Below are 15259 nucleotides of genomic sequence, written 5' to 3' on the forward strand. Positions count from 1 at the left end.
CCGATCATTAAGGCCATGGGACTGACCGTGGAATTCCGCGGCCGACGCTCGCTGTTCAAGCCCGAGTCCGTGGTGCAGGCGGTCAGCAATGTCGACCTCACCATCGAGCAGGGCGAAACCCTGGCCGTCGTGGGGGAAAGCGGCTGCGGCAAGTCCACGCTGGGCCGGGCTCTGCTGCGCTCGACGCCGATCGCCCATGGCCGCGTGGAGTTCAAGGGGCGCGATATCACACGCTTGTCCGGCCGGGCTCTGCGCGATGCGCGCAGCCAGTTCCAGATGATCTTCCAGGACCCCTACGCCTCGCTCAATCCCAAGATGAGCATTTACGAGACCTTGGCCGAGCCGCTGCTGGTGCATGGCGCCACCGACCGCGCATCTATCCGCCCCCAGGTGCTCGATATGCTCAGCGCCGCCGGGCTCGACCCGAGCTTTGCCGAGCGTTATCCACATGAATTTTCTGGCGGCCAGCGCCAGCGGGTGGCCATTGCCCGAGCCGCCATTCTGCGCCCTGATTTCATCGTCTGCGATGAGCCGCTGTCGGCGCTCGATGTGTCACTGCAATTGCAGATCCTCAAGTTGTTCACCGCGCTCAAGCAGCAATTCTCTTTGACCTATCTCTTCATCTCGCACGATCTGGCGCGCGTCTTCGGCTTTGCCGACCGCATCGCCGTGATGTATCTGGGCAAGATCGTCGAGATCGGCACCGCCGCCGATCTGTACCGGGCTCCCGCCCATCCCTATACCCGCGCGCTGATCGCCGCCGCGCCCTCGCCCAATCCGCACCGCGACATCCCGCCGGCGGCAGCCACCCTGCGTGGAGACATCCCCAGCCCGGCCAATCCGCCCAAAGGCTGCCGCTTTCACACCAGGTGTCCGCAGGTGATGGATGTCTGCAAGACCCGGGAGCCGACGATGAGCGATCTGGGCAATGGCCAGCGCGCTGCCTGTCATCTGTTGACCCAGCCGCCGATGGCGGGCTGATTGCCCCGCCGCTCACCCTTGCGCCAGCCGCTGCCAGGCTTCGAGCAGCGCCGCACTCGCCGCCTGTGGCGACAGGCGCCGCTGCCTCAGCAGATCGTTGCGGATGATGGCGTCTGCCAACCCGGTCCATTCCAGCATGAAGGGTCGGTGGGTCGGTGGCGACATCATGGCGTGGGCGCGCGCATCGAGCAGGCGCTCGACCGATCGCTTGGCCTGACTCGGTGCAAACGCCCTCGTCATCGCCTCTCGCATCCCCGGCAGCCGCTCGACCTCGCCATAGGGCACGCCGAACAGGCATTCGCGCAGCCAGCGTTCATGCACCGCCAGGCCGTCATCGGTCACAGTACCGCCCAGATAGGCCAAAAGCCGCTCGGATCTTGCCAACCGTTCGCACGCGAGGCCCTCTCGCAGGCACAACAAAGCATGCCCCGGCATCAGTGGCGCACTCGCCTTCCCCGGCAGCTTCAACACCAGATTGAGCGGCTTTCTTGCCGCCTTGGCGGCATCCATCGCCAGATAGTCGGTGGTGAAACTCAGCATGTGCTGCCCACTGACCCAGCGCTGCAGAGCCGGGCCATCACCCCTGTCATCCAGACATTGCGGAGGCGCCAACCCCTCATCTACCAAGGCTGCGAAAAATCCGAGCACCGCCGCGATCGCCTCGTCGGCGCCCGTCTGCCCGAGATCGGTTACGCCTTCGCTGGCGAGATGGCAGAGCAGGCTCCAGACCAGCCCGGTCTGCGAGCTGTGCCAGCGCGGCAGGAACGGATATTGGGCCAGACCATCCCGCTTCGCGCGACGCAAATAGTCCAGCACGACGTCCCAGGATCCGAACTCCAGATCTCCCGCATCGGCAAAATCGGTGTGCGCGAAGAGCGCGAATGGGCCGCCATTGTAATAGGTCAGCCCCAGCAGCTGCCCGTCGGCGTCCCGCGCACCCGCCACCATGCGTGGGTCCATTCGCCGCAGCAGCGGGCCGAACCTCGTCTCGTCCAGCGGCCGGATATGGCCGCGCGCGCCCCACAGCGCCGCCTCCGCCCGCTGCGCATGGAACACATCCGGCCCCTGCCCCGCCGCAAAGCGTGCGCCAAGCTCGCGCTCATAATCGCCACCGATCTCAAGACACGCAACCGCCTCGCCGCTTTCGGCAACATAGCGCGCCACATTGTCCCGCACGATGTCGCCCTGTACGTCCCAGAAGGCGAATTGCAGCGGTGTGGCTGCACTGCCGAACAGCTCTCGGCGGATCGCCGCCCCGCTGGCATCATCAATCGAAGAGGATTTTTCCATGCGTGACCTGCTCATTGCCGGCGGCAATCTCCTGCTCTCGGCCGATCACCAAGATCTGGTGGCCGCCGATATCCTGGTGCGCGAGGGCATCATCGCGCAGATCGGCCCAAACCTCGCCGCCGATGTCGAAACCATCGACGTGGATGGTGATATCGTCATTCCCGGGCTGATCAATGCGCATCTGCATTCGCCCGGCAATTTCATGCGCGGAACGCTTGAAAACCTGCCGCTCGAAATCTTCATGCTGTACGAAGTGCCCCCACTGGCAAGCGGCGAGGAGGACCCCGAGACCGTGCGATTGCGCACCCTGGTCGGGGCCGCCGAGATGCTCAAGCTCGGGATCACCTCGGTGCTCGACGATGCCTTCTTCGTGCCACTGACCACCCATGCTGCTATCGACGCCATCGCCGGCGCCTATGAGGACATCGGCATCCGCGCCACGCTAGGGCTCGATCAGCCCATCGTCGCCGAATACGAGAAATACCCCTTCCTCAAGGACATGCTGCCCACCGAATTCATCCGCAACATGGACGCGGCGCCGCGCGAAACGGCCGAGGGCATGCTGGCCCATTATGACCATCTGATCGAGCGCTGGCACGGCGCCGGCGATGGTCGTATCGCCGCTGCCGTCTCCTGTTCGGCGCCGCAACGCGCCACGCCCGATTACCTGCGCGCGCTGCATTCTCTCGCCCACCGGCATGACCTTCCCTATTTCTGTCACATCCTCGAAACCAAGCTGCAGCGTGTTCTCGGCGATGAGAAATATGGCCAGTCCTTGGTGCAATATGTCGATGGCCTGGGCATTCTCGATGACCACATGCAGGTGATCCACGCCATCTGGATCGATGAAGCCGATATCGCCACACTGGGCCGGTCTGGCGCCACCGTTGCCCACAATCCGGTGTGCAATCTGCGCCTAGGCAGCGGCACCATGCCGTTCCGGGCCTTGCGCAATGCCGGCGTGCCGATCTGCCTGGGGACTGACGAGGCGGTCAGCGACGACAGCCATAATCTTTGGGGCTCGATCAAGACCGCCGCAATCATGCACGCAGCCACCGGCGGGGATTATCGCGAATGGCCCAAAAGCGCCGAAATCCTCGCCGCTCTTTGGGACGGCGGCAATCGCGTCATGCGCCGGCCGCAACCGGTCGGCCGCATCGCCCTCGGGGCAGCTGCCGATTTTGCCGTTCTCGACAAGAACGCCGACAGTTTCCGCCCACTGCACGACATTCGCCGCGCCTTGGTACTGTGCGAAAGCGGTAGTTCGGTCAAGCATACCATCGTGGCCGGCTCCGTGGTGGTGCGGGACGGGCAATTGACTACGATCGATGAGCCGGCGCTGCTTGCTCAGCTGCGCGCTATGGAGCCGCAGTTGCGCCGGGACGCCTTTGCCTTGCGTGCTGGCGCCGCCGAACTCGAACCCTTCTATCGCGAAATGCTGGCCAAGGCCCATGCCCGCGATGTCGGCTTCACCCGCTGGGCCGGACGATGATCGCGCCCGATCGCGACTTTCGGGGCTATGGCGAGCAGCCGCCGGTGGTGCGCTGGCCCGGCAATGCTCGGGTTGCCGTCTCCTTTGTGCTCAATATTGAGGAGGGCGCGGAACTTGCCTTGTCCTCGGGCGACGAGCGCAATGAAAGCGTCTACGAGGTGCAGCAGGAACTCATCGGCGCGCGCGATTTCGCCATGGAAAGCCATTTCGAATATGGCAGCCGCGCCGGCTATTGGCGCATCATGCGCCTGTTCGAAAAATTTGGGATCAAGCTGACGCTCAACCTTTGCGGGCGTACGCTTGAGGCAACGCCCTGGCTGGCGCAACATGCGGTCGCTCAGGGCCACGAAATCATGTGCCATGGCTGGCGCTGGGACGACAATGTGCGCATGGACGAGGCCGAAGAACGCGCCATGATCGCCTGCTGCGTCGCCGCGATCGAAGCAGCCACCGGCACGCGCCCGGTCGGCTGGCATGTCCGCAGCCATCCTTCGGAAAACACCAGGCGCCTGCTGCGTGAGGAGGGCGGCTTTCTCTACGACAGCAATCTCTACAATGACGATTTGCCGATCACGTTACAGCGTGGCGACCAGCCCTATGTGCTGTTGCCTTATGCCTTCGACACCAACGACATGAACTTCTTTCGCGTCTCACGCTTCGTGCACGGCAAGGACTTTGCTCAATATTGCGAAGACGCCTTCGACTGGCTGCATATGGAGGGCGAAACTACGCCAAAGATGATGACCATTGGCCTTCACACCCGCATCATCGGTCGCCCTGGGCGCATCGGCGGCCTGGCAAAATTCCTTGAGTTTCTCGCCAGCCGTGGCGGCGCCTGGATCACCCGTCGCGACGAAATCGCCAAAACCTGGTTGGACCAGGGGCTTTAGAAAAGGTGGCGTCCCATCTTTGGCATGAGAATCTATCGGCCGGAGCTAGATCGCCACATCTGGATTCTGATGCACGAACGCCGCGATCCGGTCCGGCGTCGTCAACCAGATGTTGTCTCGCTGCGCCAGAACATGCGCCAGTGCTCGCCGCAGCCCGCGCAGCCGGAACGGCTGTCCTGAAATGAACGAGTGAATTACCACAGGCATGACCAACGGCTGCTCGACCGAGGCTTCCAGCATCTCATCGAACTGATCCGCGATCATGCCATAGAAATCATCGGGCGATGATTGCCGCCCGATAATGGTCGAGCTATCGTTGAGCTCCAACGCATAGGGAATACTTAGCAGTTTCTCGGTTCTGGTCCTCAGCCACACCGGTTGGTCGTCCATGCCTAGGTCGATCACATAGAGATAACCCGCCTCAGCCAGCAGGTCCGGGGTATTGTCGGTATGGGCCAGCCAGGGGCTCGCCCAGCCGGCCGGCGGCTTGCCTTCATGCGCCACGATGGCATCGCGAACCGCCGCCAGATACGCCGCCTCGTCTGACGGCTCGCGCCCGGCCAAGGTGTCCGAATTGGTCAGCCCATGCGCGATGATTTCGCAGCCGTGCCGGCGGGCATGATCCATCAATTGCGGGGCGTGATCATAAACCTCGGTGTTTAGCAGGATCGAGAGCGGAATGTTCTCGCGGTGAAACCTATCGATCAGCCTGATGGCGCCGACCCGGTTGCCGTAATCGCGCCAGGAGGTATTGGCAAAATCGGGCTTGGAGGCGCCCGCGAAGAGGTCCTCTGTCATCCCCTCCCCGAACACATATTCCTCGACCCCCATGACGAAGTACACCGCCAGCCGCTTGCCATTGGGCCAAGTGAAATCGGGCCGTTCGGTAATGGGCGAATAGGGGTAGCGCGACTGTCTGGGCAGCATGAAAGCTCCTATTGGCCGGTGCCGAGAAGGCTGCGGCGGGTCAGCTTGCGGCTGACGGCGAATTTCTGCGTATCGTCCTTGAGATGGAGCCGCTTATTGGGATCCGTGCCGCTGGCAATACCCAGATGATAGGCCAGCAATTGCAGCCCGATCGCCTGGGTAATTGCCGCCGTCCTGGTGCCGCCAGCCAGGGTCAACCGTTCCTTGGCATTTGGCACCAGGGCACCTTCGGGCTCGAAAGCGATGGTCGACACGCCCAGATCGCCCAATGCCTCGGCGCTCGCGTCGGCATAGCCGGCCGAAGCTGTATGCACCGGCAGCAACACCACGATTTCCTGCCGCCCCATGGCCCAGTATTGCCGATGGGCGAATTCCTCGATGTCGTCGCTCCAAGCCGGAATTTTCGTCACTTCAACGAATTTTGCAGCGCCGTAATCCGCCGTGGCTACGCTTTCGCCAACACCGAGAATCCGAATGCCCGCCGGCCTCTCGATCTGCTCGGCAATGCGGCGGGCAAAGCGGTCCGCGGATGCGATCGTTTCGGGTAGGTGCTGGACAAGTTCGGCGAGCGCCGCGGCATACCCGTCATCTCCGGCGAGTTGCGTGAAGCCCAGTTGCAGCGTTGCCAATGTTGCAACATAGCTCGACGTGCCGCAGAGGAATGGTGCAACATCGGCGATATCGAGCGAATGACGATTGCCACCTAACGCGCCCAACCGACCGCCGGCGCCATTGGTCAAGATCGCAAGGCCGCTGCCGCGCTGCTGCGCCAGCCTTGCCCCTTCCAGCGTGCGGTCGACATTTCCCGACATTGAAATGGCGACAGTCCGATCGGCCGCCCCCAGCTTCGGCGCCACGTTCAGCGTGAAATCAAGACCGCTCCGCGCTTCCGCTTGGCTCGAACCGCTCAGCGTCGCGCGTGCTGCGAACCAGCCGTCACCACTGCCAAAGACGAAACACCGCCCGGCAGTACCCGGCGCAAAGCTCGTTCGAGCGAACCCTTCAATCTCCTCCTTGCGTGCCAATACCTCCGCCAGCACCTGGGGCTGGCGGAAAATGTCGGCCAGCATGGGGGGAAGCGCCGCGGAATCATTGTCGGGCGTCAAGAGAGCAGTCATCTGCGTATCCGGGAGAAGACGGGTCAGGAACGACCACGTCACAATTTTTTATGCTTCCCCGCTCAAACACAAGAAAAATTTGCGGAACATTTTCCTTTCGAAAACTTACTTTTCAGATTTTACGGTAGCAAAATGCTAAGCAACGATTACCTCAAGGCCGCCCGCGCGCAGGTCCTTGACCGTCTCCACCGACGCCTTTGAATCGGTGATCAGGATATCGACCTCGCTCAACATGGCGATGCGGGCTGTCGCAACATGCTTGAGCTTGGTGTGATCAGCCAGGAAAACCACCCGATTGGCCGCCTTGATCATCTGCTTCTTGATTTCGGCTTCCTGCCAATTGCTGTTGGTGAAGCCCTTCTGCGCATCCACGCCGGCACAGCTCATGAAGGCGATGTCGGCATTGATTTCGTTCAGGATGAGATCGCCGAATGGCGAGATCAGCGAGTGCAGCTTGGGACGCAACGTGCCGCCGGTGACGATCACCGCAGCGCCCGGGTGATCTACCAATTCGATGGCCACATTAAGCGAATTGGTGACGATCGCGATATCTGCCAAGGCCTTGGGAAACAACGCGGCCAACGCCTCCACGGTCGAGCCGGTATCCATGATGATGGTTTCGCCATCACGAATCATCTCGGCCGCCAGTGAGGCGATGGCATTCTTCTCGATACTGCGCAGGGAGGCGTTGATGTCGACGGGCCGTTCATAGCGGCTGGGCCGTACGGCGATCGCACCGCCACGAATGCGCCGGAGCAACTGCCCCCTCTCCAGATAAAGCAGATCGGCCCGAATGGTGACCGTGGAAACCGTCAGGGCATCGGCAAGCTCCGAAACATCGGCACGCCCGGACGCATTGAGCTGGTCCATGATCTTCTTATGTCTTTCGGTAGCTTTCAAAGAAGCCATATGTTAAAGTTCCTGCGTCGACGTTTTCGATTTCACCCAGCGCAAGCTTAGCGGATTTTTTGCCAAAGCGAACGCCACCTTCCATCTCGGCCCAATTATCGCACACATGCTTATTTCCTCTCCCGCACCGATCATCGCCGCCCTGCAATTGCCCCCCTTCAAAGGCGTACAGCCTCGGTCCATCGCTTGGTACGAGGACTTCCTGTTCTCCAATGCGTCCATCTTCGTGGATGCGGGAATTACCTCGATCAAGGTCCAGGACGAGACCCGCGAGCCGGGTTCGGCTTCGATCCAGACGGTAGCCCGCATGTCCGCCCTGGGCAGCGCCTTTCGCAAACAATTCCCCAAGACCGAGTTGGGCATTATCGTGCAGGCGCATGATGGCGAGGCGCCCCTGGCGATAGCCGATGCCGCTGACGCCCATTGGGTGCGTCTCAAGATATTTGTCGGCGCCGCCGTAAATGCCGAAGGCATGCGCAATGCCCTCAACGTCAGCGCAACGCAGTATCGCGCCGCTATCGGCCGTCCTGATATCAAGATCTATGCCGACGTGCATGACCGCACCTGCCAGCCGCTTGCCCCCGTGGCCAACGAGACCGCGGCGCTGTGGGCGCAAAACATGGGCGCCGACGTACTGGTCATCACCGGCTTAAGCTTTGAAGATTCGATCCTGCGGGTGCATGCCGCCCGTGCCGCTGGCGTCAAGCGGCCGATCGTCATCGGCGGCAGCGTCACCGCCGGCAATGTCCGCGCCGCGCTGGACGCCGCCGACTCCGTCATCGTCAGCACCGCCCTGCTGCGCGACGGCGCTGCCCACGACGATTTCAACCTCTGGGACAAGGACAAGATCGCGCGTCTGATCGACGCCGCCAAGCTCTGAACCAGTCCCCTAGCTTTCTGGATTTCCTCGATGTCCCAAAATCGTCTCCTCACTCCGCTCCTCAGTGATGACTCACCGTTGGACGCTCGCTCCAAAGCGCTGATCTCCAATCTCTTCGACCGCGAACTGGAGTTGATGGCGGCGCTGCCCACGGACGACCCGCTCGATACCAAGCGTCGGCGCCGGGTCGAATTGACACTGCCGGAAATCGAGGAACAGCCGCAGGTGATCCGCACTACGCTGGAGCGCGAACGGGGCAACATCGCCGCGGCCGCCGACCGCGTGGCCAAATCCGGCATCAAGCGCATCTACATGACCGGATGCGGCGACTCGTTGGCCTGCATGGTTGCGGTGCGCAGCCTTTACGAGGAATTGTTCGGCATTCCCTGCGAGCCGGTGCAGGCGCTCGACATGGCCTATTATTACCACCACACCCTGGGCCCCGACGCGCTAGTGATCACCCTCAGCTCCAGTGGCACCACAACTCGCACCGTCGAGGCGATGATGATCGCCAAGGCCAAGGGCGCGCAGACACTTGCGCTCAGCAATACGCCCGGCTCGGCCCTCATGGTGGAGTCGGACCACCAGTTGACCATCCATGCCACGCGCAAAGGCTGGCCCACGCAGGCCAGCACCGCTGCGATTGCCTTGCTATGCCAGTTCGCCCTGGACGTCGCCAAGGCTAGCGGACGCGCCCCGTCGCGTGTCGCGACGCTGCAGGCGGCGCTCGACGCCATTCCCGACCAGATTGCCGAAGTCATCACCACCCACAATGCGGCTATTGCGGAAATCGCGGCACGCGAAGCCGCGCGGACGGTCTATCTCTACGCGGCCGGCGGCCCATCATATGCGGCGGCAATGTTCGGGACTGCCAAAGTCAAGGAATGCACGCCCGACCATGGCATCGCCATTCCGCTCGAGGAATTCCACCACTACAATTCACAGAAGGCTGGCGACCCGCTGTTTCTGATTGCTCCTGCAGGTCCCTCAGTGCCGCGTGCCCGCGATACGGCCCATGAAGGCAAACGCTGGGGTGGGCAAGTCTATGCGGTCGTGACCGGGGACGAGGACATGCTGGACACCCATGCGGACGTGACCCTGCGCCTGCCGGCTGTGCCCGAAGTGCTTTCCGCGCTCGTCTACACCATTCCGGTGCAGCTTTTTGCCTATCATGTCGCCATGGCCAAGTTCCGCGCGGCAGAAACGGCGCTGACAGCATGAACGGGGTGCCAGAGCTTGTTTGCCTGGGCAATTTCACCATCGACGACGTGGTGCTGCCCAATGGCACCGAGCGACCAGGCTGCACCGGTGGCGACGCGCTTTATGCGACGCTGGCGGCCCGCTCCTGGCTGCCTGCCACCGAGCTGGTCGCCCCCATCGGCAACGATCTGCCGGCCCATGTCATCGAGCGCATCGGCGCGTGTGGCTTAAGCGTGGCCGGCATGGCCCGGCGTGACTTACCCACGCTGCACAATCGCGTCGCCTATGAGGCCAATGGCGATCGCACCTGGACGCTCTATGCTAGCGAGGAAGCATTCGACGTGCTTTCACCCCTGCCCGCGGATATTCCGGTCGCCTTCGGTAATGCCAGGGCCTTTCTGATCCTAGCCATGACGCTTCCCGCGCAACGCCGACTGGTAACCACTCTCAAGGCCAGCCGCTCGGCGATCGTCGCGCTTGATCCGCAGGAGGACTATATCTTCGGCAACGAGGCCGATCTGCGCGCCATGATCGGGCAGGTCGACATCTTCCTGCCCAGCGCCGAGGAAGTGCGCCGCCTGCTGGCCACAGAGGACTGGTCGGCGGCGGCACGAAGCTTCGCGGCCCTGGGGCCTCGTCTCATCGTCATCAAGCTGGGGACAGACGGGTGCCTTGTCTACGACGCCGTCAATGACGTTGAATTCACCGTGCCCGCCTATCCCGGCGCTCAAGTCGTCGACACGACCGGTGCCGGCGACAGCTTTTGCGGCGCCTTCATGGCTGCATATCTGCAAGACCCTGCGGACTTGCGGGGCGCAGCCCGGGCTGGGGCCGTGGCGGCCTCGTTCACCGTCGGCGGATATGGTGTCGATCCATTGTTCGAAACCACTTCGCTACAGATGCGCGAGCGGTTAGACGGCTGGCATCCTTAGCCCTTATGGCCGTCCAGCAAATGGGCGAAGACACCGGTCAATCCCTTGGCCGGCGGATAGGCAAAGCTCGAGCGCTTGCTGGTCCCCAGCCTCAGGGTCACTAGCCCCTCTACCATCTTGAGGCCAACCATCACTCCATCGATCACCGGCACGCCCAAATGCCGGCTCAGCGGCTCGACCAGATGAGTCAGCCCCGCGCAACCCAGCACGATGGCCTCGCTGTGGTCTTCCGCCAGCGCGCGACGCGCCTCATCGAGAAACGCTGCTTCGACCGCCTCGTCCTCATCAGCCAGGTCGAGCACCGGAATATCGATGGCGCGCACTCGGGCGCACCGTTCCGCCATGCCGGTTTCGCGCAATACCCGCTCGGAATGGATGCGGGTGCGCGGCGGCAGCGTGATCACCGAAAAACTGGCCGCGAGCATGGAGGCGGCAAAGAAGGCCGCCTCGGTCATTCCAACGACCGGCGCATTGGTCACTTCTCTCGCGGCTGCAATACCGGTATCGCCAAAGCAGCAGATGACATAGCCATCGATCCCCGCCTTGTCTCCCGCCACGACCTGCTCGATCACCCCGATTGCCGCGACAGCCTCCTCGACATGACTTTCGACTGACGGAGTGCCCATAACCGGGCTGGTCGCATCCACAATCGTCCCATCGGCAGCGAAACCCTGCGCAATGGTCTGCAGGGTCCGAGTGAACGATTGCGTAGTGTTTGGATTGATCAGTCGAACCCTCAAAACATTGACTCCGAAAGGTCGGGCTACAAGGCCGAAAATCAATGCGATCGGCGGTGTACGAGTGGTCGCCCAAACTTAAGCAACCTCCGTTGTCTTTGTCATATTTCAGCCGAATATGCCAGCGCACCAAGCTCCTCACGGTTGCCCAGTACACGCGACTTCGAAGCCGCATTTCTCTGAATGTCCGTCACCCATCCATTGGCGCGATCGTTAGCCTCGCCGGTCATCCTGACCGCATTGAACAATAGCGCCGCTTCCGGCTTAGGTCGGAAGGCCTCAAGGTGGGAAAACCATAAGCGATACTAAGCAAATCCGATGATCCCGAAATTGTCGATCCGGCGCAGCGCTCAGCGATGGCCAGAAGGGGGCCGGCTCCATACGGTCTCGACGATGTCGCAGTGGTGGCTCGAACCGGCTACGAGCCTCAAGGACCATGCCAAGGCTGTGCTGGCGCGGCTCAACTGCGAGCTGGAGGTCATCAACGGGGGCGACAAGGGCTCACTGGCTGTTACCAAGGCGACCCAGGCGAAGGCGCCGATCTATCCGTCACCGGTCTTCATCTAAACGGTGGGTGCTGGCGACAGCCTGATGGCCGGGGTGCTGACGGCATTGGCGGGAAAGCAGTCGCTGACGCCCGGCCGGTTGGGTATGCTCAACGAAGCGGCACTCGTCTCCTGCCTGCGTTTTGGCGCCGCGGATGCCAGCATCAATTGTCGTCGCAAGGGAGGCCAGCCGCCGACCGGCGCCGAGGTCGACGCCGTGCTGGCCGCCTGAGGGTCACGGCGACGTGAACGCAGAGGCGGTAACGGCGGCGCTCGGTCGCGCGAATAAAACATGGGATTGTTTCGTTGTTTGCTGCAGGTTTGTCATGATCGATCTCATCCTGGCTTTTGCCGCCGGCCTGCTGACCCTGCTCAACCCTTGCGTGTTGCCGCTGTTGCCAATGATTGCCGCCGGTGCGGTGGCTCGCCATGCCCTAGGCCCGCTGGCAATGGCTGCCGGCATGGCGGTCAGCTTTACGCTGGCCGGCATGGGCGCCTTCGCGCTCACGCGAGCGACCGGCCTGGCGCAGGAGGATATCACCATGGCGGCCGGTTGGGTGATGCTCGGCTTCGGGTTGGTTCAGCTCATTCCTCAGGCGCAGGCGCGCTTTGGCCGGCTTGCCGGCGCTGCCGCCGGCGGCGGAACAAGGCTGATCGGACAGGTTGAGAATAGGGGGTTGGCGGGCGAGGCACTTGGCGGAGCGCTGTTAGGCCTGGCTTGGTCGCCCTGCATCGGCCCGACCCTGGGGGCGGCCATTGGCCTGGCGGCCCAAGGCGACAATCTGGGCTTCGCCTTCGGCGTTATGGCCATGTTCTCGGCCGGAGCTGCCACGATCATGCTAGCGCTGGCCTATGGTACACGATCGCTCATTGCCAGCCGCAAAGCCCTGCTGGCCCGCATCACGCCGCATGCCAAGACGATCTTGGGTGTCGGGCTCATCGTGGTGGGCCTGGCAATCATTTTCCGGTTCGATCGGCTGGTAGAAGGCTGGGCTCTTGCAGTCCTGCCCGGCTGGTTCACCGATATTTCCGTCAGCATCTGACCCTGGAGTTCCCCATGCTGCTCAATCGTCGTTCTGCACTCTCACTCATCGCCTGTCTCACCGCACTCGGTGCGGTGCGCCCGGCATCTGCGGCGGCCCGTGTTATCACCTATTCCGAGCAGACATTGGCCGAAGTGGTGGCCAGCGGCGAGCCATACCTCATCGACTTCTTCGCGACCTGGTGCGGCACATGCGCTGCGCAGGATCGGGTCCTTGAGGGCCTGGCCGCAGAAAGTACCATCTATGCCGCCATCCCAATCATCCGCGTCGACTGGGACGAGCACAGCCGCGGCGACCTTGTCCGGAAGATGGACATTCCGCGCCGCTCAACCCTCGTGATGATGCGCGGAACTACAGAACTGGGCCGGCTGGTGGCCGATACGCGTCGCGACGCCATAGCCGGCCTGCTCGACCTCTCTGGCAGTTAATTGAGGCCGCGATTGCCTCCTGGCCCTGGCTCTGCTGGCAGCGTGGCAGGCAGGGACGAGGGGCGGGTGCGTCGCCTGCCACGCCCAAGCGCGAAGGGTCCGAGCGTCCCTGCCCAAGCGGATGGGATTGGAAACACAGTTCGGCATTTTTTTGCCGCACGACATCGCCTCGGAACCGAGCGCAGGAATCGGTAACTGGACAGTGGCACAATGCTCCGACGCCATAAGCGATGGCTAGCCTATCCGCGTGTCAACCGCACCAGCAGCAGCGCAAAGCTCACCTGGTGCGTGTGCCGCTTGCGGCCACAAGGCCGCACTTGAGATTTCGGAGGTGACGGCGGCCCGCCAGCAATGAGACCGGGCCCTACCTAAGGTAGCGGCCCAGCCTTTGGGTGGTGCTTCCAATCAGGCGGCGGAGAGTTCGCCATGCGGATCGAGCACGAATTTAACCGCCGCGCCGTGATCGAAACTCTCATAGCCTTGCGCTGCGTCGTCCAGCGAAATGATGCGAGCATTGACGATATCGGCGATCGGCAGGCGGTCGTGCAGAATGGCCTGCATCAGCTGTCGGTTGTATTTCAGCACCGGAGTCTGACCGGTGTGAAACGATAGCGCCTTGGCCCAGCCGAGGCCAAAGCGCAGAGACAGACTGCCAATCTTGGCGGCATTGTCCACGGCCCCGGGATCCTCCGTGACATAAAGGCCCGGAATGCCAATCGAGCCGGAGGGCCTGGTTATTTCCATCATCTGGTTGAGGACGATTGCGGGCTGCTCGCCGCCGGAATGCCCGCGCGCTTCGAAGCCGACAGCATCGATGGCGGCATCGACTTCATTTGTGCCGACCACCTCGGCAATCATGTCGCCGAGCCGATCGCTCTTGGAGAGATCGATGGCCTCAAACCCCATCTTGGCGGCATGGGCCAGACGGTCCTTGTTGAAGTCGCCAATCATGACGACGGCCGCACCCAGAATGCGCGCAGAAGCTGCTGCTGCAAGGCCCACTGGGCCGGCGCCGGCGACGTAGACCGTCGAGCCGACACCGACGCCGGCCTTGACCGCCCCGTGAAAGCCCGTCGGCAGGATATCGGAGAGCATCGTCAGGTCGCGGATCTTGCTCATCGCTCGGTCGCGATCGGGGAATTTGAGCAGGTTGAAATCGGCGTAGGGAACCGTCACGTAGCGGGCCTGCCCACCGATCCAGCCCCCCATGTCAACATAGCCATAGGCGCCGCCGGCACGAGATGGATTGACGGTCAGGCACACGCCCGTGTCCTGCGACTTGCAGCATCGGCAGCGCCCGCAGGCGACATTGAACGGCACCGAGACGATGTCGCCGACCTCGAGCATTTCGACGTCGTTACCTTTCTCGATAATCTGTCCGGTGATCTCGTGTCCAAGCACCAGACCCGCCGCAGCGGTGGTGCGACCGCGTACCATGTGCTGGTCAGAGCCGCAGATATTGGTCGATATCACCTTGAGGATCACGCCGTGCTCGATGCGGCGCCCATCGGGCGCCGCGAGCTTGGCATCCTCGATGTCCTGCACTTCCACCTTGCCCGGTCCGATATAGACTACGCCACGGTTCCTGCTCATCTTGATCTCCTCCTCAGGTGTCTGGTTTCCAGACTTTAACGACCGCCTCTTTGAGGTCGGCCACAACGACGATTATCCATCCGGCCCTTCCGCCACGCTCATCAGCCCGCGTAGCCGGCGCCATGCCGAGCTTAGGGCATGTCGATGAGTTTGTCTGGCATGCAGTGTGACGTTGCCCCCAACTTCTATCCAGCCTGAAGGAGACTCGGGCGGTTGTTTTGGCCGATCTGGCCGGGGTGAGCTACGGGGGCTGGCGCAGAGCTGGTCATTGAGCGGAGCGGCAGATCCCGTCGC

16 protein-coding genes are annotated in these 15259 nt (G+C 62.6%); 10 read left to right on the forward strand and 6 right to left on the reverse strand.

The window, feature by feature from the left end:
- Positions 1 to 15: 15 nt before the first annotated feature.
- Entirely contained in the window at positions 16 to 981 is a 966-nt protein-coding gene (locus tag WH91_RS11990) for an ABC transporter ATP-binding protein (protein ID WP_046171263.1), read from the forward strand.
- A gap of 12 nt (positions 982 to 993) precedes the next feature.
- Here the strand turns inward: WH91_RS11990 and WH91_RS11995 are convergent, their stop codons facing one another.
- The gene (locus WH91_RS11995; protein ID WP_046171246.1) at positions 994 to 2271 is read right to left on the reverse strand and encodes a type 2 periplasmic-binding domain-containing protein; all 1278 of its coding nucleotides are present in this window, start codon (positions 2269 to 2271) and stop codon (positions 994 to 996) included.
- On the opposite strand from WH91_RS11995, the gene WH91_RS12000 reads away from it, so the two are divergent.
- Together WH91_RS12000 and WH91_RS12005 are read left to right on the forward strand one after the other, a co-directional pair.
- The gene (locus WH91_RS12000) at positions 2270 to 3763 is read left to right on the forward strand and encodes an amidohydrolase family protein (protein ID WP_046171247.1); all 1494 of its coding nucleotides are present in this window, start codon (positions 2270 to 2272) and stop codon (positions 3761 to 3763) included. The two genes, WH91_RS11995 and WH91_RS12000, sit on opposite strands and share 2 nt — an antisense overlap.
- On the forward strand, positions 3760 to 4653 hold the full coding sequence (locus tag WH91_RS12005; protein ID WP_046171248.1) for a polysaccharide deacetylase family protein: 894 nt from the start codon (positions 3760 to 3762) through the stop codon (positions 4651 to 4653). Before WH91_RS12000 ends, WH91_RS12005 begins: the two co-directional genes overlap by 4 nt.
- Before the next feature lie 45 nt (positions 4654 to 4698).
- Here the strand turns inward: WH91_RS12005 and WH91_RS12010 are convergent, their stop codons facing one another.
- The 3 genes from WH91_RS12010 to WH91_RS12020 form a co-directional block, all read right to left on the reverse strand.
- Positions 4699 to 5580, reverse strand: coding sequence for a polysaccharide deacetylase family protein (locus WH91_RS12010; protein ID WP_046171249.1), 882 nt, complete (start codon positions 5578 to 5580; stop codon positions 4699 to 4701).
- A gap of 8 nt (positions 5581 to 5588) precedes the next feature.
- Positions 5589 to 6698, reverse strand: a complete 1110-nt coding sequence (locus WH91_RS12015; RefSeq protein WP_046171250.1) for an SIS domain-containing protein — start codon at positions 6696 to 6698, stop codon at positions 5589 to 5591.
- Positions 6699 to 6833: 135 nt separating this feature from the next.
- Positions 6834 to 7607: a DeoR/GlpR family DNA-binding transcription regulator gene (locus WH91_RS12020; protein WP_046171251.1), complete on the reverse strand. Its 774-nt coding sequence runs from the start codon at positions 7605 to 7607 to the stop codon at positions 6834 to 6836.
- Positions 7608 to 7713: 106 nt separating this feature from the next.
- Here WH91_RS12020 and WH91_RS12025 point away from each other — a divergent pair, with 106 nt between their 5' ends.
- Genes WH91_RS12025 through WH91_RS12035 form a run of 3 tightly spaced genes read left to right on the forward strand, consistent with a single transcriptional unit; the run spans position 7714 to position 10619 of the window.
- On the forward strand, positions 7714 to 8487 hold the full coding sequence (locus WH91_RS12025; RefSeq protein ID WP_046171252.1) for a BtpA/SgcQ family protein: 774 nt from the start codon (positions 7714 to 7716) through the stop codon (positions 8485 to 8487).
- Between the two features lie 30 nt (positions 8488 to 8517).
- Positions 8518 to 9708, forward strand: a complete 1191-nt coding sequence (locus WH91_RS12030) for an SIS domain-containing protein (protein ID WP_082102135.1) — start codon at positions 8518 to 8520, stop codon at positions 9706 to 9708.
- Positions 9705 to 10619: a carbohydrate kinase family protein gene (locus WH91_RS12035; protein WP_046171253.1), complete on the forward strand. Its 915-nt coding sequence runs from the start codon at positions 9705 to 9707 to the stop codon at positions 10617 to 10619. Before WH91_RS12030 ends, WH91_RS12035 begins: the two co-directional genes overlap by 4 nt.
- On the opposite strand, the gene WH91_RS12040 is transcribed toward WH91_RS12035, so the two are convergent.
- Positions 10616 to 11359, reverse strand: a complete 744-nt coding sequence (locus WH91_RS12040; protein ID WP_046171254.1) for an aspartate/glutamate racemase family protein — start codon at positions 11357 to 11359, stop codon at positions 10616 to 10618. The two genes, WH91_RS12035 and WH91_RS12040, sit on opposite strands and share 4 nt — an antisense overlap.
- 390 nt (positions 11360 to 11749) lie before the next feature.
- Between WH91_RS12040 and WH91_RS24650 the strand changes: the two genes are divergently transcribed.
- The 4 genes from WH91_RS24650 (at position 11750) to WH91_RS12055 (ending at position 13372) form a co-directional block, all read left to right on the forward strand.
- Positions 11750 to 11923 (forward strand): hypothetical protein, encoded by a 174-nt coding sequence (locus tag WH91_RS24650; RefSeq protein WP_158409555.1) that lies wholly within the window; start codon positions 11750 to 11752, stop codon positions 11921 to 11923.
- 3 nt (positions 11924 to 11926) lie between these two features.
- Positions 11927 to 12133, forward strand: coding sequence for a hypothetical protein (locus WH91_RS24245; protein ID WP_074797734.1), 207 nt, complete (start codon positions 11927 to 11929; stop codon positions 12131 to 12133).
- Between the two features lie 94 nt (positions 12134 to 12227).
- Positions 12228 to 12944, forward strand: a complete 717-nt coding sequence (locus WH91_RS12050; RefSeq protein ID WP_052952801.1) for a cytochrome c biogenesis CcdA family protein — start codon at positions 12228 to 12230, stop codon at positions 12942 to 12944.
- Positions 12945 to 12958: 14 nt separating this feature from the next.
- Complete coding sequence (locus tag WH91_RS12055; RefSeq protein WP_046171255.1) at positions 12959 to 13372, forward strand: thioredoxin family protein; 414 nt, start codon at positions 12959 to 12961, stop codon at positions 13370 to 13372.
- Between the two features lie 405 nt (positions 13373 to 13777).
- On the opposite strand, the gene fdhA is transcribed toward WH91_RS12055, so the two are convergent.
- On the reverse strand, positions 13778 to 14965 hold the full coding sequence (fdhA, locus tag WH91_RS12060) for a formaldehyde dehydrogenase, glutathione-independent (RefSeq protein WP_046171256.1): 1188 nt from the start codon (positions 14963 to 14965) through the stop codon (positions 13778 to 13780).
- Between the last annotated feature and the right edge of the window lie 294 nt (positions 14966 to 15259).

This window comes from Devosia psychrophila (genome assembly GCF_000971275.1).
GTDB lineage: Bacteria > Pseudomonadota > Alphaproteobacteria > Rhizobiales > Devosiaceae > Devosia > Devosia psychrophila.

Bases quoted from the DNA above. Each gene is read 5' to 3' on its own strand.
- WH91_RS11995 (WP_046171246.1), bottom strand. From the start codon at position 2,271: ATGGAAAAATCCTCTTCGATTGATGATGCCAGCGGGGCGGCGATCCGC.
- WH91_RS12035 (WP_046171253.1), top strand. From the start codon at position 9,705: ATGAACGGGGTGCCAGAGCTTGTTTGCCTGGGCAATTTCACCATCGAC.
- WH91_RS24650 (WP_158409555.1), top strand. From the start codon at position 11,750: ATGTCGCAGTGGTGGCTCGAACCGGCTACGAGCCTCAAGGACCATGCC.
- WH91_RS12025 (WP_046171252.1), top strand. From the start codon at position 7,714: ATGCTTATTTCCTCTCCCGCACCGATCATCGCCGCCCTGCAATTGCCC.
- WH91_RS12030 (WP_082102135.1), top strand. From the start codon at position 8,518: ATGTCCCAAAATCGTCTCCTCACTCCGCTCCTCAGTGATGACTCACCG.
- WH91_RS12050 (WP_052952801.1), top strand. From the start codon at position 12,228: ATGATCGATCTCATCCTGGCTTTTGCCGCCGGCCTGCTGACCCTGCTC.
- WH91_RS12005 (WP_046171248.1), top strand. From the start codon at position 3,760: ATGATCGCGCCCGATCGCGACTTTCGGGGCTATGGCGAGCAGCCGCCG.
- WH91_RS11990 (WP_046171263.1), top strand. From the start codon at position 16: ATGGGACTGACCGTGGAATTCCGCGGCCGACGCTCGCTGTTCAAGCCC.
- fdhA (WP_046171256.1), bottom strand. From the start codon at position 14,965: ATGAGCAGGAACCGTGGCGTAGTCTATATCGGACCGGGCAAGGTGGAA.
- WH91_RS12000 (WP_046171247.1), top strand. From the start codon at position 2,270: ATGCGTGACCTGCTCATTGCCGGCGGCAATCTCCTGCTCTCGGCCGAT.
- WH91_RS12020 (WP_046171251.1), bottom strand. From the start codon at position 7,607: ATGGCTTCTTTGAAAGCTACCGAAAGACATAAGAAGATCATGGACCAG.
- WH91_RS12055 (WP_046171255.1), top strand. From the start codon at position 12,959: ATGCTGCTCAATCGTCGTTCTGCACTCTCACTCATCGCCTGTCTCACC.
- WH91_RS12010 (WP_046171249.1), bottom strand. From the start codon at position 5,580: ATGCTGCCCAGACAGTCGCGCTACCCCTATTCGCCCATTACCGAACGG.
- WH91_RS12015 (WP_046171250.1), bottom strand. From the start codon at position 6,698: ATGACTGCTCTCTTGACGCCCGACAATGATTCCGCGGCGCTTCCCCCC.